Source organism: Planktothricoides raciborskii GIHE-MW2, assembly GCF_040564635.1.
GTDB lineage: Bacteria > Cyanobacteriota > Cyanobacteriia > Cyanobacteriales > Laspinemataceae > Planktothricoides > Planktothricoides raciborskii.
Genome location: NZ_CP159837.1, coordinates 2012763 through 2032246 on the forward strand (window position 1 = coordinate 2012763; position 19484 = coordinate 2032246).

Annotated in this window: 19 protein-coding genes; 10 read left to right on the forward strand and 9 right to left on the reverse strand. The window is 44.1% G+C overall.

The window, feature by feature from the left end:
• Nucleotides 1-286 precede the first annotated feature (286 nt).
• Entirely contained in the window at nt 287-571 is a 285-nt protein-coding gene (locus ABWT76_RS08460; protein WP_190876946.1) for a hypothetical protein, read from the forward strand.
• On the forward strand, nt 568-1428 hold the full coding sequence (locus ABWT76_RS08465; RefSeq protein ID WP_354635943.1) for a PIN domain-containing protein: 861 nt from the start codon (nt 568-570) through the stop codon (nt 1426-1428). Before ABWT76_RS08460 ends, ABWT76_RS08465 begins: the two co-directional genes overlap by 4 nt.
• Before the next feature lie 14 nt (nt 1429-1442).
• Here the strand turns inward: ABWT76_RS08465 and ABWT76_RS08470 are convergent, their stop codons facing one another.
• The 4 genes from ABWT76_RS08470 to ABWT76_RS08485 form a co-directional block, all read right to left on the reverse strand.
• Nucleotides 1443-1733, reverse strand: coding sequence for a hypothetical protein (locus ABWT76_RS08470; protein WP_354635944.1), 291 nt, complete (start codon nt 1731-1733; stop codon nt 1443-1445).
• Nucleotides 1693-2055, reverse strand: a complete 363-nt coding sequence (locus tag ABWT76_RS08475) for a DUF6972 family protein (RefSeq protein WP_354635945.1) — start codon at nt 2053-2055, stop codon at nt 1693-1695. The genes ABWT76_RS08470 and ABWT76_RS08475 overlap by 41 nt, the downstream gene beginning before the upstream one ends.
• Before the next feature lie 123 nt (nt 2056-2178).
• Nucleotides 2179-2349, reverse strand: a complete 171-nt coding sequence (locus ABWT76_RS08480; RefSeq protein WP_354635946.1) for a hypothetical protein — start codon at nt 2347-2349, stop codon at nt 2179-2181.
• A 165-nt stretch (nt 2350-2514) separates the two neighbouring features.
• A complete protein-coding gene (locus ABWT76_RS08485; protein WP_054464574.1) occupies nt 2515-3189 on the reverse strand; it encodes a formyltransferase family protein in 675 nt (224 codons plus the stop codon).
• 397 nt (nt 3190-3586) lie between these two features.
• Between ABWT76_RS08485 and ABWT76_RS08490 the strand changes: the two genes are divergently transcribed.
• The 6 genes from ABWT76_RS08490 to ABWT76_RS08515 all read left to right on the forward strand — a co-directional run bounded on the left by ABWT76_RS08490 (nt 3587) and on the right by ABWT76_RS08515 (nt 9633).
• Nucleotides 3587-4999, forward strand: a complete 1413-nt coding sequence (locus ABWT76_RS08490; protein ID WP_054464575.1) for an NB-ARC domain-containing protein — start codon at nt 3587-3589, stop codon at nt 4997-4999.
• Between the two features lie 559 nt (nt 5000-5558).
• The gene (gene alaS / locus ABWT76_RS08495) at nt 5559-8192 is read left to right on the forward strand and encodes an alanine--tRNA ligase (RefSeq protein WP_354635947.1); all 2634 of its coding nucleotides are present in this window, start codon (nt 5559-5561) and stop codon (nt 8190-8192) included.
• Between the two features lie 235 nt (nt 8193-8427).
• Nucleotides 8428-8769 carry a DUF433 domain-containing protein gene (locus ABWT76_RS08500; protein WP_190876956.1) on the forward strand — a complete coding sequence of 114 codons (342 nt, stop codon included), beginning with the start codon at nt 8428-8430 and terminating at the stop codon, nt 8767-8769.
• Between the two features lie 100 nt (nt 8770-8869).
• Nucleotides 8870-9091 (forward strand): antitoxin TumA, encoded by a 222-nt coding sequence (gene tumA / locus ABWT76_RS08505; RefSeq protein ID WP_190876958.1) that lies wholly within the window; start codon nt 8870-8872, stop codon nt 9089-9091.
• 6 nt (nt 9092-9097) lie between these two features.
• On the forward strand, nt 9098-9475 hold the full coding sequence (gene tumE, locus ABWT76_RS08510) for a toxin TumE (RefSeq protein ID WP_190877035.1): 378 nt from the start codon (nt 9098-9100) through the stop codon (nt 9473-9475).
• Between the two features lie 17 nt (nt 9476-9492).
• Nucleotides 9493-9633 (forward strand): hypothetical protein, encoded by a 141-nt coding sequence (locus ABWT76_RS08515; protein ID WP_354635948.1) that lies wholly within the window; start codon nt 9493-9495, stop codon nt 9631-9633.
• A 50-nt stretch (nt 9634-9683) separates the two neighbouring features.
• On the opposite strand, the gene ABWT76_RS08520 is transcribed toward ABWT76_RS08515, so the two are convergent.
• Complete coding sequence (locus ABWT76_RS08520; RefSeq protein WP_054464580.1) at nt 9684-10196, reverse strand: sterol desaturase family protein; 513 nt, start codon at nt 10194-10196, stop codon at nt 9684-9686.
• A gap of 300 nt (nt 10197-10496) precedes the next feature.
• Between ABWT76_RS08520 and ABWT76_RS08525 the strand changes: the two genes are divergently transcribed.
• Nucleotides 10497-12332: a fatty acyl-AMP ligase gene (locus tag ABWT76_RS08525; RefSeq protein ID WP_354635949.1), complete on the forward strand. Its 1836-nt coding sequence runs from the start codon at nt 10497-10499 to the stop codon at nt 12330-12332.
• An 86-nt stretch (nt 12333-12418) separates the two neighbouring features.
• Here the strand turns inward: ABWT76_RS08525 and ABWT76_RS08530 are convergent, their stop codons facing one another.
• Nucleotides 12419-13378 (reverse strand): M28 family peptidase, encoded by a 960-nt coding sequence (locus ABWT76_RS08530; protein ID WP_322096594.1) that lies wholly within the window; start codon nt 13376-13378, stop codon nt 12419-12421.
• A gap of 746 nt (nt 13379-14124) precedes the next feature.
• On the opposite strand from ABWT76_RS08530, the gene ABWT76_RS08535 reads away from it, so the two are divergent.
• The gene (locus ABWT76_RS08535) at nt 14125-14847 is read left to right on the forward strand and encodes a COP23 domain-containing protein (RefSeq protein ID WP_054464583.1); all 723 of its coding nucleotides are present in this window, start codon (nt 14125-14127) and stop codon (nt 14845-14847) included.
• 563 nt (nt 14848-15410) lie between these two features.
• Here the strand turns inward: ABWT76_RS08535 and ABWT76_RS08540 are convergent.
• From ABWT76_RS08540 to ABWT76_RS08550, 3 genes are all read right to left on the reverse strand, one after another.
• Nucleotides 15411-16850 carry an LCP family protein gene (locus ABWT76_RS08540; RefSeq protein ID WP_072160622.1) on the reverse strand — a complete coding sequence of 480 codons (1440 nt, stop codon included), beginning with the start codon at nt 16848-16850 and terminating at the stop codon, nt 15411-15413.
• A 340-nt stretch (nt 16851-17190) separates the two neighbouring features.
• A complete protein-coding gene (locus ABWT76_RS08545; RefSeq protein ID WP_313890566.1) occupies nt 17191-17721 on the reverse strand; it encodes a hypothetical protein in 531 nt (176 codons plus the stop codon).
• The gene (locus ABWT76_RS08550; RefSeq protein ID WP_197285201.1) at nt 17718-19400 is read right to left on the reverse strand and encodes a S8 family serine peptidase; all 1683 of its coding nucleotides are present in this window, start codon (nt 19398-19400) and stop codon (nt 17718-17720) included. The genes ABWT76_RS08545 and ABWT76_RS08550 overlap by 4 nt, the downstream gene beginning before the upstream one ends.
• Between the last annotated feature and the right edge of the window lie 84 nt (nt 19401-19484).

Consider the following 19484-nt stretch of genomic DNA (forward strand, 5'->3'; position numbering starts at 1 on the left):
GACTCAGAAACCTGGTTTCTTTTTTTACTACCACAGTAGGGGCGAATGGCCATTCGCCCCTACATATTCACAACAGAAACCCGGTTTCTTTTTGGGCTTCTTGATCGGGTCAAAAAAGCGGTAAGCGGAGCTATGCCGTCAGGCTTATCGCCTTCTCTAGAATTAAAGAGGGTGCTTCTCATGGGGAGAAACGCCAGATTATTTGTGTTAGTATAGAAGAAAATGCCAGTTGTCAGTCATATTACATTGATAGTGGCTGTTTAAGAAAGGTTCTTGAGGCGCAGATATGGTTTCAAACAAATTATTAGAACTAGAAGATTCTATCCAGACCTTATCTTTAGAAGAAAAGCTATGGTTACTAGATAAAATCGTGCAACAAATGCGAGCAATTACTGAAGATGCTAATCTCAAACTGGGCGGACAAGATATCAAGGAGGATAATGCAGTAAAACCCATCTGGGAAATAGCTGTAGAGATCGGATCTCAAATTCCTGAGTCAGAATGGGAAAAAGTACCAAGAGATTTGTCCAAAAATTTTGATCTGTATCAAGGTTTTCCAGGAGACAAATGAGACGAGTTTTTGCGGATACTGGTTACTGGGTGGCTTTACTTAATCCTAGAGACGAATTACATCAAACAGCGCGAGATTTATCGCAAAAAATGGGAGCGATCTATATTTTTACAAGCGAAATGGTTTTAGCAGAGGTTTTGAATGATTTTTCTAAACGGGGCGAGTTTTTTCGTGGGGCGGCGATCGAGTTAATTGAAAGTCTCTATAGTCATCCGAATGTGACAGTGGTTAAACAAAGTAGCAGTCAGTTTCAAGATGGGTTATTGTTGTACAAACAAAGGCCAGATAAAGAATGGAGCATCACTGATTGTGTTTCTTTTAAGATCATGGAAGCTTATGGAATAACAGAAGCTTTTGCCTACGATAAACAGAGCAGGCAGGTTTTGTTGCTCTATTGCGGGATTGAGTCACCGCCGATCGCACCCTATATAAATCCAGTCACCAGAAACCCGGTTTCTTTTTTGGGGCAAAAACCAGGGACTCAGAAACCGGGTTTCTTTTTTTACTGCCACAGTAGGGGCGAATGGCCATTCGCCCCTACATATTCACAACAGAAACCCGGTTTCTTTTTCGGGGCAAAAACCAGGAACTCAGAAACCGGGTTTCTTTTTTGCCTACCACAGTTAACTGTTATATTCACAATAGAAACCCGGTTTCTTTTTCGGGGCAAAAACCAGGAACTCAGAAACCGGGTTTCTTTTTTTACTGCCACAGTTAACTGTGATATCCACAACAGAAACCCGGTTTCTTTTTCGGGCAAAAACCAGGAAATCAGAAACCGGGTTTCTTTTTTGCCTACCACAGTTAACTGTTATATTCACAATAGAAACCCGGTTTCTTTTTCGGGGTCAAAATAGCGATCGCCTATCTTTTACTCTGGTTGGCAAAAGCGACCTGTGACTCGCTCGTATTCATCCTCCAGCAACCACATAAGACTTTCTTCGTAAGTATCGCTGGTAAAGATAGATTGATAGTTTTGTGCGGGATTTTGAATCGAGAATTTACCGGATTGTTCTTTAACTAACATCAGAATATAGGGGGGTGAAAGCCAAGGATCTACCCAGATTTCGGCAAATTCCCATTGTGTTTCTTCGGTTGGCGTAATTTGCGTTTTTGCGTTTTCAGGATTTTGTGGTGCGCGGTCTGGTGCGAGGTATGACATGATATTTTCCTGTGCTTTTTTTTATTTTTATTTCTCCATAGTGGAGAGGGATTCTCGTTCCATCTAATTTTAGGATATACCCAATTGGTTCGGCAAAAAATAATCCATAGCGTTCGTATTTGTCTTCTGAATCTGCTGCTCCCGTTCTCTCTCCTCTTTGCTTAATTTCCGCTGCCACTCTCTCCATTGTCTGGCGATTGTTAAACAAATAGACCATTCCTTCGGTTTCCAGTTCTCTTTGGGATTTTTCGGTTTCGGGTAAATGTTTGTCAATCAGACTGGTTCGGGTTTCCAGATATATTTCTCTGTCAATACCACTCATGTGATTTGTTTAACTAGCTATCTTAATATAACAAAAAGCGGTAAGCGGAGCTATGCCGTCAGGCTTATCGCCTATTTTATTTTAAAATAGCGATCGCCTATCTGGGAATAAAATAGCGATCGCCTATCTTAAAATCAAATAGCGATCGCTTCTTGGGGCAAAAACCAGGGACTCAGAAACCGGGTTTCTTTTTTTACTGCCACAGTTAACTGTTATATTCACAACAGAAACCCGGTTTCTTTCTTGGGGCAAAAACCAGGAACTCAGAAACCGGGTTTCTTTTTTTACTCCCACAGTTAACTGTTATATTCACAACAGAAACCCGGTTTCTTTCTTGGGGCAAAAAGGAGATCGCCTATCTTAAAATAAAATAGTGATAATCCTAAACTCATTGAGTTTCGTCTATCGGTCACGATGGATCGCAGCATCATTGCCGTTATTTAGCGCGAATATTTAGCTTTATTTTAGAGTTTTAATTTCAAAAATATGACCAGCAATCTCAATAGTAGGCTTAAACAATCCATAACTTGTTGCTCTTACACGCCTTGTTACTTCTTCATCGGTCATCGAGAGATTGATTATACCCAGTTGATTGAATTGTTTCCTTGTAAAAGGCTTTTTACTCCAACTTTCTTCAGATGATGGCAAAGGCTCATTTTTTATTATTTTGCTCATAATTTCATAGAAAAGAACTAATTGGAAATCGTAAGTCCGCAGTATCAGTGAAGCTACATCATCACTCATAAAAATAGGAAAGCGCTTGACCGCAATAATTTTTCCTGTGTCAACCTTGTTGGCCATATAATGACAAGTAACACCGTATTCATTTGCCTCTTCATACAAGGCAAAATTATAGCAACCGATCCCTGGATAATCTGGAGAAGCAGGATGAAAATTTATGGCAGCAACTTTGGCTTTCCTAATTAAATATTCAGGAACTACCCAGCGCGAGAGATAAGAAATTATGTAATCACCGTCCCACCAACTAATATCTTCCGGTAACGGATCCCCCCATTCGCCAAGATATACTGATACATCGTAAAAATTTCTTTTAATAAAATCGACTGCTTTGGTGCAGTATTTATCTTTTTTCTTTCCCAAAAATAAAATTGAATTATTTGATTTTGTCGTCATGGGTTGTAGTGGTAATGTGTTCGAGTGGTCTTTGACGGCTATTGAAAATAAATAGTTACGTCTTGTATGCTGACAGACTTATATGCTTTTATAAAGAAATATGTGCAATTCGTAAAGTCTAAAAAAGTCTAGTTTGGTATAGATTTTTAGCAATATTTCTGAACCCCGATCGCTCACAAAAAGTATAGTTAAGGTGCAAAAGGGTGCCAAAGGGTGCAAAAAGTAGCAAAAAGTAGCAAAATTGCCTCAGATTAGTTAAGATATGTTTAGATCGCACTTTCCCCTCTTCCTTTGTCGCCCTTATAGGTGACAAAAAGTAAAATTTAGGTGCAAAAGGGTGCAAAAAGGTGCAAAAGGTAGTAAAATAGCCTAAAAATTACTAAGATATGTATCGCCGATGGATGTTAACGAAGTCCTCGCATGGGCTGATAAATTAGTATTTGCCAAAACTGGAGCACACTTAAATAATTTGCAACAAGCAATATTAGCAGAGGCGTGGGATAGCCAAAAATATCAAGAAATCGCGGAGGATTATCGCTGTACTGAAGCGAATGTCAAAAGAGTTGCGGGCGGTTTATGGAAACTGATATCAGATGAGTTAGGCGAAAAAGTAAATAAAAAAAACTTCCGCGCTACAATGGAACGTTTTTTTATTTATAATTCAACTGTTAGTAATAGTAATAATAAGTTTCTAAATAATAAATTTATCGGAAAAAGCATCACTGTGTGTGGAGAAAGTTGGCACTCGGAAGAAGCAGCAAAAAAGCGATCGCCCACTTCTACTTCTTCCACCTCTTCCAGCGACCAACCAGAACAATGCCATGATTTAACCGAAGCGCCCTACACTTTTCCTTTCAATAATCGCACGGCAGAAATCAGCCAGTTAAAACAGTGGATATTGTCAGAAAATACCCAAATAGTGACTATCTTTGGTTGGCCGGGAATTGGCAAAAGTACCCTAGCCAAAAAACTGGTAGAAGAAATTAAAGATAATTTTGACTATATCCTCTGGCGTCAATGTAATGATAGCCTAAATCAGACATCTCTAGAAACCCATTTAATAGAGTTTTTCTGCCAAAATAAAGATAGTAAAGATAGTAAAGATAGTAAACAGCGATCGCGCAGTTCTATCCTGGACTATCTGCGTTTAAGTCGTTGCCTAATTATTCTTGACGACTTCCAAGAAAGCTTTACCCCTGGGGAATTAGCGGGAACTTACCGACCGGAATTAGAAAATTATGGCAAATTCTTAAAAGAAATGGCGCGATCGCCCCACAACAGTTGTGTCCTATTGCTGAGTTGGGAAAAGCCCACAGAAATTGCCACCTTAGAAGGACAAAAATGCCCCTGCCGCAGCCTACAACTGGGCGGTTTGGGAGAATTAGCGACGGAAATATTAGCGGAAAAAGAGCTAAAGGATCGGCATAAATGGTCGCAACTAATCCAACTTTATGGGGGCAACCCGTCCTGGTTAAATATCACTGCTGCTACCATTGACGACTTATTTAATGGCAGCGTCGATCGCTTCTTATCCTATCCCAGTTTATTTCTGGGAGACTTAGAACCCATCTTAGACGAATATTATCAACGCTTATCTCCATCGGAGAAAATGGTAATTCTTTGGTTAGCCAATCAAGAGGCAGCGGATATGTTCCAGAAACCGGCGGAATTCACTTTATCAGATGCGGACTTTTTGAAGGCGGTACAGTCTTTAAGAAAGCGGGGTTTACTGGAAAAAATTAGCGATAATAATGGAGCGTCCCTTTTCGCCGTTCCTGCTTTAATTAAAAACTATGTAAAAAATCGCTAAATTTTTTCTCAGCATTCAGCAGCTTACAGCAGGTGTCATTCCCGCGAATGCGGGAATCTTCATGGGTTTTAAGGGATTGTAGGGGCGAAGCATGACCGCAGATATTTGTCGGTGAAAAGCATAAATTTATTACCGGAATGCTTCGCCGCCCTTTAATGGCAGATTAAGGGATTGTAGGGGCGAAGCATTCCGGCAGATATTTGTCGGTGAAAAGCATAAATTTATTACCGGAATGCTTCGCCCTCCCCCGTACAGGGCGACGTTGCATGACCGTATATAGGTTATCGTTTTAAACCATAAATTTAGGGCCGGAATGCTTCGCCCCTACAGTCCGATCGCCTGATATAGAGAGTCGGTTTTAACCGACTTGCGCTATGAGACGGGGAATTCATTCCCCGGCGGTTTTTGGGCGGATTTCAAATGGTGCAAAATGTCCGATCGCCCCATTTCCAGCAATGGCACCTCGTCTTCCCCACCGCAAAAGGTCAGTAGCTACCCATAAACCGATAAAATTGATCGGGAAATTACTATAACGACTGCAATTAGTCACGAAATCCTTATGTCTTCTCAGCTTAAATTCCTCTCTGGTAGCGATATCCGGCAAAAATTCCTCGATTTTTATGCCCAAAACGGCCATCAAATATTGCCGAGTGCTTCCCTGGTGCCCGAAGATCCCACGGTCTTGTTAACGATCGCCGGGATGTTGCCGTTTAAACCCATTTTCCTGGGACAGCGCGATCGCGACTTTCCCCGCGCTACCACTTCCCAAAAGTGCGTGCGAACTAACGATATTGAAAATGTCGGACGTACCGCTAGACACCATACCTTTTTTGAAATGCTGGGTAATTTCAGCTTTGGGGACTATTTCAAAAAAGAAGCGATCGCCTGGGGTTGGCAAATTTCCACGGAAGTTTTTGGCTTGCCCCCAGAACGCTTAGTGGTCAGTGTTTTCCGAGAAGATGACGAAGCTTTTGCGATTTGGCGCGATCAAATCGGTATTCCTGCCCATCGGATTATGCGAATGGGAGAAGCCGATAACTTTTGGGCGTCGGGTCCGACCGGTCCTTGTGGCCCTTGTTCGGAAATTTATTATGATTTTCACCCGGAACGGGGCGACGAAAATATTGACTTAGAAGACGATACCCGGTTTATCGAATTCTATAATTTAGTGTTTATGGAATATAACCGGGATAGTGACGGCAACCTCACTCCGTTAAAAAATAAGAATATTGACACGGGGATGGGTTTGGAACGAATGGCCCAAATTCTCCAACAAGTGCCAAATAATTATGAAACTGACCTGATTTTTCCGATTATTCAAACAGCGGCAAATATTGCGGGAATTGATTACGCCCAAAGTGACGAAAAAACCAAAACATCCTTAAAGGTGATTGGCGATCATGTGCGGTCAGTAGTTCACCTAATTGCCGATGGTATTACCGCGTCTAATATTGGTCGGGGTTATATTTTACGGCGGTTAATTCGTCGGGTGGTGCGTCATGGTCGGTTGATTGGTATTGCTGGGGAATTTACTACCCAAGTCGCCGAAACTGCGATCGCTCTTTCCGAGGCAGTTTATGCCAATGTGCGGGAACGGGAAACCCAAATTAAAGCGGAATTACAACGGGAAGAGTCTCGCTTCTTGGAAACCTTAGAACGGGGCGAAAAACTATTAGGAGAAATTCTGGCCAAACAGCCGCAACAAATTTCCGGTAAAGATGCGTTTACTCTCTACGATACATTCGGTTTCCCCTTAGAACTGACCCAAGAAATTGCGGAAGAACAAGGTTTAACCGTTGATATTGCCGGTTTTGAAGCGGAAATGGAGGAACAACGGAAGCGATCGCAAGATGCCCATGAAACCATTGACCTCACCGTTCAAGGCAGTTTAGATCAGTTGGCAGAACATATTCATGCCACGGAATTCTTAGGTTATACCGAACCCAAATCAATCGCCAAAATTGAGGCTTTATTAGTAGCAGGTAAACCCGTTGATTCTGCCTCTGCAGGTGCAGAAGTTCAGGTAATTTTAGATCAAACTCCTTTCTATGCGGAGTCAGGGGGACAAATCGGCGATCGCGGCTATTTAACCGGCGATGATTTGGTCATTCGCATTGAAGATGTGCAAAAAGAATCCGCCATGTTCGTGCATTTTGGCAAAGTCGAACGGGGCATATTAAAAGTAGGAGAAACCGTCACCGCGCAAATTGATCGCGCTTGTCGGCGTCGGGCGCAAGCTAATCATACCGCCACCCATTTGTTGCAAGCGGCTTTGAAGAAAATTGTCGATGATTCTATTTCTCAAGCGGGGTCTTTAGTGGCATTCGATCGCCTGCGATTTGACTTTAATTGTCCCCGTCCTGTCACCGCTGATGAATTGCAACAAATTGAAGATTTAATCAATACTTGGATTGCCGAAGCCCACGATACTCAGGTGGACGTAATGCCCATTGCGGAAGCCAAAGCACGCGGGGCTGTAGCCATGTTTGGGGAAAAATATGGGGCGGAAGTTCGAGTAATAGATGTTCCTGGGGTTTCGATGGAACTTTGCGGCGGTACTCATGTGAATAATACTGCCGAAATTGGCCTATTTAAAATAGTAGCAGAAACGGGCATTGCTTCCGGTGTCCGGCGCATTGAAGCGGTGGCAGGTCCCGCAGTTTTAGAGTATCTCAATGTGCGCGATCGTGTGGTGCGGGATTTAAGCGATCGCTTTAAAGTGAAGCCCGAAGAAATCTGCGATCGCATTACCGGGTTACAGTCAGAATTAAAAGCCACCCAAAAACAATTAGATGGGGTAAAAGCGGAATTAGCGATCGCCAAATCTGACCAACTAATTGCCCAAGCGGAAACCGTGGGTGAGTTCAAAATATTGGTCGCAAATTTAGGAGAAGGAGTCGATCCTGATGCCCTGAAAACAGCGGCGGAACGGCTACAAAATAAACTCGGTAATAGTGCGGTATTCCTCGCTTCTGTATCCAGTCCAGACAAAGTTTCTTTAGTCGCAGCCTTCAGTCCAGAAGTGAATAAAAAAGGCTTACAAGCGGGTAAATTTATCGGCGGCATAGCGAAACTTTGCGGTGGTGGTGGGGGCGGTCGTCCCAACCTTGCCCAAGCGGGGGGACGAGATGCCAGTAAGTTATCTGAAGCCTTAGAAACGGCGAAAAATCAGTTAGTTGCTGGGTTGAAATAAATTGGGCATAGCTTTCTTGCCTTAAGAAAAGAAACCGGGTTTCTGTTATGTAAATGTAGGGGCGAATGCGAGAACGCCCCTACTGTGAAATGCTTTCAAAAAAACCCGGTTTCTGGGGTTGTGGCGAGATAACGGAAGCAACCGGGTTTTTCAACTGCGATCGGGCAAGCCCACCCAACTAATTAAGGAATACCTTAAAATAAAATAAGAAACCACAAATGAATGGGAGAAAACCTTGGCAACTCTTGCCGACATTAGCACACTCATTACCATTGACCCTAACCATGATGGGGGTCGTGCAGTGATTACGGGAACTCGCACATCGGTTCGTCGAATTGCTGGCTTATATAATCAAGGCAACAACGCCGAAGAAATCGCGAGACGGTTAAGTCATTTAACCATCGCTCAAATTTATGCTGCCTTAACCTATTATCATGCTAACCGAGAGGAAATAGACCAAGATATCGCCGCCGAACAAATTGCTTATGAACAACTAGCCAAACAACATTACCAGTCAGCCAAAAAAATGACTAAAATCCGTCTTTATTTAGATGAAGATACAATGGATAGCAAATAGCGATTCCCAAAAAGAAACCCGGTTTCTGGGGTGGAGGCGTGAAGCGAAGCTAACGGATCAATTATGTTATTATTATATTGAGCGGGTTCCGAATAAAAAAATGCGTAAACAGACGATTCAATATACATCCCCATTAGATGCATTAGTCGCAGTTGCCAAGAGACTGAGCGTGTATGAACAGGAGCAAAAAATGGATTCTGAAGAATTTTTTGACAAATATAATCGAGGGTTGTTAGCAGATGATGCTCGATTTATAGAATGGGCAAATGACTATCGTCATTACTTAGCACTGCATCAAGAACTAGAGCAACGACTAAATTAGGCAGCAATAAATGTTTTATTTGATTACCTGGAGAGAGTGGAACAAGCAATTCAACAGTGTAGCAATGTTTATGTTGAACGCTATGAAGAGGAAATTTTAACCCCAAAAAGGGTTAATCTGAAAATTAGACTGCGCTTTAATCAGACTCATTTATTAGAAATCAATGAAGCCATCGTTGTTGCAGATAATCAATTAGATTTTCTCGATTATCGCTATCATTTTCAAGACGAAAATAATTGTTTAGTTTTTCGCTACGATAGCACCCCTCATTTTCCAAATTTACCTAATTTTCCGCATCACAAACACTTGCCGGATGATACGATATCTTCTGAAAAGCCTGAAATTCCCGAAGTATTGAAAGAAGCAATTGAGTTACTTGGATAAGATGGGCGATCGCTTTCTTGCCCCCAAAAAAAGAAACCGGGTTTCTGTGGTGTAGATTAAATTTAACTGTGGAATGCCAAAAAGAAACCCGGTTTCTAAGTTCCCAGCGATCGCGCTTTCTTGCCCCCAATAAAAGAAACCGGGTTTCTGTGGTGTAAATTAAATTTAACTGTGAAATGCGAAAAAAACCCGGTTTCTGAATTATCAACTACCACCAACGCACTTGAAAGATTCCCCGTTCTGGTTGACTAAGTTCTTTTTCTGTCAACCATTCTACTTCTTTATAAGTGCCAAACATTATATCCCACCAATCAACCCCTAAACCAAAATTATATTTCCATTGATTGTACTTGTGATGGACATAGTGGACGGGCATTTTCATCCAAAAACATTTGGTAGGATTTTCATGTTGCAATTGATGGGCATAAGCGGCAAAAATCCCATAAGTGAGCCCTCCCAGAAACCAACTCAGTCCCACTGACCAAGAATATAAGAATAGGGGTAATAACAGAATAACTCCCCCCTTGAAATAATCGCGAAACTCACCCAGCACTCCTTGACCTTCATTGTTTTTATGATGGTTAGTATGAAAAGCAAAAGTTTTCGGGTACTTATGCATTAATCGATGCGCCCAATACTCCACAAAGCTACCAAAAATAAAACAAGTGACAAAAATGGCGGCATCAACTGCTAAATCAATTGTTAGAGAATTTACAGACATACTCACTCCTCTTGGACTCTATTCTCTAAGGGAAACCCAGAGATTTTTCCCTCACTATAGCAAAAATTATCTCGCGATTCACCCGCCGCGATCGCCATAGCGTTGCGGAGCAATTTCGCTTCCCTTCAACCCTGAATATTGACCGGGACTTATTGACAGTAATTTTCAGTTATTTGTCAGTTATTTGTCAATCGGGAGACGGTTTTGCTTTGTTTTTACTCAGTCAGAACAATTTAGCATTGCATCAGATACAATAACTCAGAAAATGAATCATCCACTATCACCGGCTGCAATTTAATCATGTTAGAGACCAGTTCAGAATTTGCCAAATTTGCCAATCAATCTGCCACGTTACTAGACCTGGTACAAGAAAGGGCTTTAAATCAACCCGATGAAGTCGTCTATCGATTTTTGGGCGACGGCGAAAGGGAATCCGGCAGTCTGACTTATCAGCAGTTGGATACTATGGCCCGGGCGATCGCTGCTGAACTTCAGAGCTTGGGTGCCACTGGTGAGCGAGCGTTACTGATTTACTCTTTCTCCGATACTTTGGAATTTATCGTCGCTTTCTTTGGTTGTGTCTATGCGGGAACGATCGCCGTCACCACCTATCCCCCCAGACCCAACCAGTCTTTAGCGGGTTTTCAGTCGCGGGTATCGTCTTCTGAAGCGCGTTTTATCCTCACCACCGCCGCGCTATTCAACCTAGCCAAAAAACAACTAGGAGAATATCCCGAATTAGCCAATTGCACCAAGGTACTGACGGATCAAATTACCAGCGATAGCGCATCCGCGCCGCTTCGCGAACGCGCCTCAAAGTGGGTCAAACCGGATCTCACCCCAGAGTCGTTAGTCTTTCTCCAGTACACTTCGGGCTCCACCGGCAACCCCAAAGGGGTAATGGTGACGCATAAAAATATGCTCTACAACTCGGAGATGATTTATCGCGGATTTGGGCATAGTCGCCGCAGCGCGGGAGTGATTTGGCTGCCCCTTTACCATGACATGGGACTCATTGGCGGCGTCATCCAGCCCCTTTACGGCGGTTTTCCCGTCGTCCTCATGTCCCCCATGACCTTTTTACAAAAACCTTTTTTATGGTTACAAGCGGTTTCTCGCTATCAAGCCACCACCAGTGGCGGCCCAAATTTTGCTTATGACCTTTGTTTAAGGAGGGTTACAGACAAACAACTGGCCACCCTTGACCTGAGTCATTGGGAAGTGGCTTTTTCTGGGGCCGAACCCGTCCGGGCAGAAACCTTAGAAAAATTTGCCCAAAAGTTTGCCCCTTGCGGCTTTCGCCCAGAGGCTTTTTACCCCTGTTATGGCATGGCAGAAACCACCTTATTAGTGTCTGGGGGTGAGAAAACTGCCCCGCCGACCATTCGCTATTTAGACGGCGCCGGGTTGGAAGAAAATCGCATTGTCCCAGTGGCAAAAGATGCTCCAGGGTCAAGGGCGATCGTCAGTTGCGGTCATGCTTGGTTAGATCAGAAAATTTTGATTGTTGACACGGAAACTTTGACCGAATGTCCCCCAGACCAGGTGGGAGAAATTTGGGTGTCTGGGTCAGGGGTCGGCATGGGTTATTGGAACCGCCCGGAAGAAACGGAAAAAACTTTTAATGCTTATTTGGCAGATAGCGGAGAAGGGCCATTTTTACGGACTGGAGATTTAGGACATCTCCATAATGGTGAACTTTTTGTAGCCGGTCGCTTTAAGGAAATGATGATTATTTGGGGTCGCAACCAATATCCCCAAAATATTGAAGCGACGGTCGAAGCTTGTCATCCCTCTTTGCGTCCCGGTTGTGGGGCGGCGTTTTCCGTGGAAGCGGACGGAGAGGAAAGGTTGGTCATTGCTTATGAGGTGGAACGGACTTTTCTGCGTCAGTTGCCAGTCGAGGAAATTGTTACGGCGATCCGACAGGCGATCGCGGCTGAATATGTGGCAGAAGTATATGCGATCGCGCTGTTAAAAACTGCCAGTCTGCCCAAAACTTCCAGTGGCAAAATTCAGCGCTATTTGACCAAGCAACAGTTTCTCGAAGGCACCCTGAATGTAGTTGCCCAGTGGCAACTGCCCAAAGATGAGCAAGGGGATATTCTTGACGTGCTCTCCAGTACGGGAGGTTAACAGGGGTTGGGGCGAAAAGCCCCCCTTTTTCAGGGGGGTTGGGGGGATCTCTACGGCATGAAAGCAACAGGTCTATTTCTTAAATATCACTGACTTAGCGAAACTAGGTGGTGAATCACTCGTTCAATTCCTGCCACTACCCGCGCTAGGCGATCGCCATCCACTTTATCTGGGGTATCTTCCATCGTGTGATAGTGAGGATAACGAAACGGTGCCGTATCTGTCACCATCAATGCGGGATAACCCATTTGCCAAAAAGCCCAATGGTCTGACCAACCAGCCCCAGGAACGTTACTCGGAAGGGCAGTCCCTTCGGAAGGGAACTGGGTATGACTGCGAAAATTTCCCACTACTTCACGCACCAAATTCCCGGATGAAATATTGCCAATAAACGCAATAAAATTGCCCGTAATCGGATAAATCGTATCCAATAAACCCAGAGGATATTGTTGGCTGCCCGGTGCATCAGAGTAATAACCCATTGTTTCTAAACTTAGCATCGCCACAATATTTTCCTGGCGTTCATAACAGCCTTTGGCATAAACCAAACTGCCCATATTTTCCGTCCAAAAAAATGGCGGTTCTTCATTCACAAACTCGACAAATCGCAAAGTGCGATCGGGAAGCGGCGCGGATGCGCTATCGGGTTTTTCGACCGCAAAAGCCCGCGCTAAAGCCAAGACTGCCGCCGCCCCACTGCCGTTATCATTCGCTCCTGGACTGCCCACCACTGAATCATAGTGCGCCCCAATTACCACAATTTCATCGGGCTTTTTGCTGCCTTTAATTTCCACTTCTAAATTGTGGAATTCTTGGCCATCGACCCGATAAGTTTGCCGATTGACTTGATAGCCAGCTTCGCTTAACGAACGAGATAAAAATTGTTCGCTGGCTGCTAACTGCTTGGGAAAAGCATAGTTATGTTCGCCAATTTCCCCGGCAAGTGTTTGGATATCTTGGAGTAATTCTTTTTTTAGTAATTGTTCGGCTGGGGTTAGCGGCGGCAATTCACCGGCATAACTTTTTCCTGGCATAAAAATAACCATTGACCACCCCCAAATAGATAAAAGTCCAATCAAACTTAGCAAAACTGTTAAACGGATTAGGGCTGATTTTGTCAGCAATTTAATTTTTATTTTTCTTTTAGGCATTGGCACCCTTCCTTAATTATGAAGCTATTAGCTATTATGTTTTAGGGTGTAGGGTGTAGGGTGTGGGGTGTGGGGTGTGGGGGAAGAGGATGCATAGGATGCATAGGAAAGAGGAAAGAGGATGCATAGGAAAATTCTCTATTCTCTTTTCTCTATTCTCTTTTCTCTCTTCCCCCCACACCCTACACCGATGGCGGCCCTCTCTTCTCCCTACACCCTACACCCCACACCCTTATTTAAGGAAAAAATTTTAAAATAATTTTAGAATAATTTCAGGCGATCGCGCTCTACCAATTGTCATGGATTAAAATGTTATCAAAAGAAATCATCTTCCTCAAATACAGTAAAAGCGCGATCGCCTAGAAATCTTTGAAAATCGTAGATTGCGACTTTATTTGTACTAAAATTGTCCTAGAGGCCATCTTGATTCTTCCCTAAACGCAAATACTTAAATAATTAAACCAAGATCGCGGAATCTTTTTCCCGGCGGATTACGTCCGCATAAAATAGGTGTGGGTCAAACAGTCTGATTGATAATCATTTAGAGAAAAAATTGAGGAGTAGCGGGCAACAGAATATGCGTCTCCCAGAAATCAATTAACCATCAAATCTAAATATAAGAATATTAGGAGCGAGTTTCTATGTCTTCACCAAAGCTAAAACCACAGAATCATCCAACCATGTTAGCAGTCAAAGCGATGAGTATGTCCCTGGGAGTCGCGCTGCTGCTCGGAGGTGGAATTGCACAATCCCAAATCAGACCGAACAATGTGCGAATTCCTGACCCCCAACCAGAAGCGGAAGGACCCGCAGAACCGGGACAACAAAACGCTGATGCCCGGTTTACCTGTGAAGTCGTGGATAACGCCTACACCGTGATGTATCATCCCCAAAGCCAGCCCGATCGCTCTTATGAATGGGCGCAACCAAGAGCAATGGGCGGTGGTTGGTCAGAAGATCGCCGTTGTGGGGAAATTGCCCGTCGCTTAGAATTCTATCGCCCCGATGGTTTACAAGAATTGGCCGTAGGAGTGGAAAATGGCTACAACGTCATTTGTGTCACCACACAGAAAAACGCCGATTGTCGGATTGTCCTGACTGTACCCCCAGGAGAAGATCCCACCCTGATGCGCGATCGGGTCTTTGAGAACTTAACCGTCGCCGACAGTGGTCAACAAACCGATGCCGTCAATGCCATAGTCGGCAACGAGGACAGCAACGTACTCGGTGAAATCGAAAATATTCTCGGCATCCCCATGCCTGGGCAACAAAATAATGCTCCCACGCAGACAACTCGCGGTGGCATCAATCTTCAACCATTCTTAGATCCTGCTGATGGTGGCACCGGCAGCCAACTCAATTAAGACCATTATGAGAGATAAAAGAGAAGAGAGAAGAGAGAAAAGTGAAAAGTGAAAAGTGAAGAAGTGAAAAGTGAAAAGTGAAGAAGTGAAAAGTTATTTACAGCGGTTTTCTGCTGAGTAAACCACACCCGTCGGGGAATTTATTCCCCGCCTCATAGCGCAAGCCTGCCCCCGCGAAGGCCGCCATCGTCGGTTAAAACCGACTAATCATGCTTGGTAGGGGTCAACGGCCGTTGTACGGGTCAACGGCCGTTGACCCGTACAGAATTTTAGTCGGGTTTAACCGACTTGCGCTCTCTAGCGGCGGGAAGACGATTCCCTGGCGGTTAATTGACAGGCGATTAATTCCCTGGCGGTTAATTGGCGGAAGGCTGTGGTTTATTAATTTAAAAACCGCTGTAAATGAAATATCACTATTCACTATTCACTATTCACTATTCACTTTTCACTATTCACTATTAACTTTTCCTTCTTTCCTCTTTTCTCTTTCCTCTTTCCTCTCTTCTCAGAAATATAAAGGGTTGACCGTGAATTTAACGCCGGTCAACCCTTGATTTTTTTGATCAATTATTCCACGGTTTTTCTTTCTGGAGTTCTTGCGCTTCTGCCGCTTGAACGTTCAACCAATCCTGACCCAATTGAATCGTAATATCTGATTGCAAAGATCCGGTACTTTCCACCACCACTTCGCCAAAACCCAGGTCATCCCGAATTGCCTGGGCACTAGCAACATCACCATTTTGAGCAATAATTCGCGTCACCTGTAATGGCACTGTCCAACCTTGAGAGTTATAAACATTCCCATAACCCTTGCTACCCAAGTTGCTGATGAATTCATCCACCGCACTCTCATCCTCTGTACTGTCTTGGATGGCCACTCTTAAAGCCTTGGGATCAACCTCTTGATAGTCCTCACTATGCTGATCGTAGTCAAAATGTTGCGCCATCATCGTATCAATAGCTTGATAATTTGGCATCCAATAGCTGGCTTGATACTGTTTCGGGTCACTAAAATCACCCGGAAGCATTAACATATTGACATCACTATGAGAAATCTGAGCGGCAAATCCAGCCAAAGCACCAATTTCTTCCAGGCTTAAATTGGTATCAATGTGATCTTTCACCACTGATAACAGTTTGGGTAAACGGGTAAGAGTATTTAAATTTAGGTTTTGATCGACCAACGCTCGCAGCAAAATTTGCTGCCGTTGAATCCGACCAATATCCCCTAATTGATCGTTGCGAAACCGGAGGAATTGTAATGCTTGTTCGCCGTTTAGATGCTGCTGCCCTTGCTGGAGATTGATATACAAGTGCTGACTATCATCTTGGTATTTCATATCGTGAGGTACATACAGATTCACCCCACCCAAAGCATCTACTAATTTTTCGACGCCGAATACATTAATTCTGATATAGCGATCGATCTGAATGTCTCCGAGGAGTTCGCTGACGGTTTTCGCCGCCATAGCAGGGCCGCCATAGCGGTTGGCATCGTTAATTTTTCGGTATCCATACCCTTCAATTAACGTTCGGGTATCCCTAGGAATGGAAAGGGGAATTAACTGATTTGTGTCTGGGTTAAACCGGAGTAAGAGGATCACATCGGAAAGACCTTCAACGGAATTCACCGTTTCCAGATAGGAAGGGTCTGTCGTCCCTTCTTGTTCTTCTTCTAGGTCTGAGGTCAGCACTTTTGTGCCTAACACTAAGATATTTACGGGTCGGGTTAACTTTGGCAATCTAAGATTACTGTCCGCTAAATTCCCTTCAGAAAATATTGACGCTTCAGCATCGCTAAGTCGGCTTTGCATTAAAGGGGTTGTAGAAAGGGAAACCGCGAGTAAAGCGCCTGCGGTGGCCGAGAGCAAGGCCACTCCCGATAAGCCAAAACCTAACCATAGCAAACGTCCTGGATGCTTGATTTTCTGAGGTTTTTGATATTTCACTTGAGCGGTTGATTTTGGTCGAGATTTTTGTTTGGATAAGTTTTTAGTGGGCACAGATTTCCTCACACACACACACAATAAACATCGGTATTTGCTTCCCAGTTGACGGTTGGTTGTTGGTTGTTGTTTGTTATTTGTTGTTTGTTATTTGTTGTTTGTTATTTGTTGTTTGTTATTTGTTGTTTGTTATTTGTTATTTGTTATTTGTTATTTTTTCTAGGTTGACTGTTGACCGTTGGCGGTTGACGGTTGTTGACGGTTGATGGTTCTGTCTACGATCGCCAGCGGCGATCGCGACTCGCTCCTCGTCCGATGGTGGGTGATTGCCAAATCAAGATGCTCCCATATATTTGGACATATATTTGGACATTTATTTGGACATATATTTGGACATTTATATATGTCGCCCCACCACTTGCTCGGCAACATGACTAATTCCGGGTATTTTGATTGAGCGACGTTGCCAGAGACGAATCATTAACCAAACACTTACCACAAAATAGCTAGAGGTCAACAGGCTACTGATTAATAACAGGGGTAACTTCATCGATTCCGTAGCGTGGACGCCTGTTTCTAACAACAAGTGTCCCAAGAGCCAAGCTAAAGCGAGAGTGACAGATAAGCGACTAACGGTCATCTGTTCTTTGGTTCCCTGGCGTCGATACAAAGTCCACAGGGACGGAAAAAAGCCGAATACGGGAATTAGATAATAAAATAGCACCGAACGATGAAAGTGGTGGGTTGATTCCGAGTCTGGCTCCTCATCAACCTCTGGTGAAGGGTTGGACAATTCAGGGGGTTGATCCATCCCCCATATGCCATATTTAGAACGGACTCGATGTTCACTGGCACTGAGGGAATTCCGGCGCGATGACTCTGAGGCAGTGGGATGTTTGCTAGAGCTAGAATTAGAGTATTGCTTCATTCTGACCTCCGGGAGTTGGCGGGAACAGTCCACCAGGCGATCGCATAATCCTGGGTATTTTCATGCACCCGTTGCTTGTAATAAACGCGGATTTTGTAACGACCTGTTTTGGGAATTTGATAAAAAATATGTTCCAAGCTATCCACATCACTGACTGAAGACCAAATCGCCTTTCTCGCCACATCTTGCTCAGAAAGACGACTGAGATCCTCATCGGCATTCAACAGATATAGATCGAGATTATTTAACCCTTTATCGCTAAAAGTCTCACCGAGATCGTATAGACCATTATTATTCCCATCGTTGAGTTCTACCAAACGGTTCCAGTTGAGGGTAATCGAGACATAACTCCCAGCGACTAACTCTTGGTCTAAAACGTAGTCATCAAAAGATTTTTCCGAAATGGTGCGGTAATTCCAACCGATCGCCGGGACTGGGGCATCGGGCTGCCATTGACCGGCACTAAACTGTTGATAAGCGCGGTAAGCATTGAGTTGACCACTACCCATTTCCCCGTCAAGAGGCAGTTTTTGGTCTCGGTAAGCTGGGGAACTCAGCCAGTCTTGTTTGCTATTGGCAAAAATAGTGCGGGTCATTCCCAAAGTTTTGCCGTCTCCATTATCTTTAATTTTATCGGTGGAGTTGACCAAAACCGCCTTCATCACTTGGGGATTACGAGCATCTAAAGTCCAATTGGGGATGTTTTCCTGGACAAGCAACTGGCGGAGTTGGCGATCGCTATATTCTTGCAACAAAGCCACCGTTGCCGTCACATGAGGCGCCGCAAAACTGGTGCCACTGGTTTGGGTAACTTGCCCATCCATCGTCATAATTTCCAGATTACTTCCTGGCGCGGCCAGAGTAATTAACCGACGATTATCCACATTTGACTCGAACCCGGTTAAACGACTAAAAACCCCAGTAAAATTCGTGCCTAAATTAGCCAAGTCAATTTTACTAAACACCCCGTTATACAGGGTCGTAAATGCCACATTCACCCCATTGTAATTATCCGTGGGAATCGGAATGCCGCCCATACCTTGGTTTCCGGCAATCACATACAGCACATCGTGTACTCGCGAAGACCAGTCCACACACAAAGTCAGCAACGCTTTACCATCGAGCCTCGCATTCGGTCGCGGATCTTCTTGTAAGGTTTCCCCAAAACTAAAATTAATCGCTCGGACATCGCCGCTATTTTGTAGGGCTAAATGTTGCGCTGCCAAACATTCCTCGGGCTGGGCGCTGCGCTGAAGCATTCCCACCGCTGTGGCATAGAGATTTGCATCAGGCGCCACCCCCCTCAAACGTTTGTCGGAACTAATCATCACCGACGCCACTTGTTCAGCGTGTTGCTCCGCTTGTTGTTTATTCGGTTCATTGATCGCATCAGCTTGATCATTGGGCGATTTATCTTGAAAAAACACTCGCGTCACGGGAATTTCCCGATGACGGTTCACGGATTTATCAATGCCGAACTGTCGGGGTCTGCCAATATCGACCGCCCCAATGGAAATTTTTCGCCCCGTCAAGTTATAGGGCGGATTGTGCAGTCTGCGAGCGTCAATCCCCGCTTCTCCCACAGAAGTTTGTAAGGCCAAAGCCGGAATCCCTAATAACGCCAAGGCGATCCCACCCGTAATGAATCCAATTTTTTTCGATACCAGTGGCTTAGACAACGATTCAACTCCCTCAAATCTCAAACAGTTATGGACTTTCGTCAATTTTTGTTAATATTTTTAGAATAGAGGCTTGAGAACACC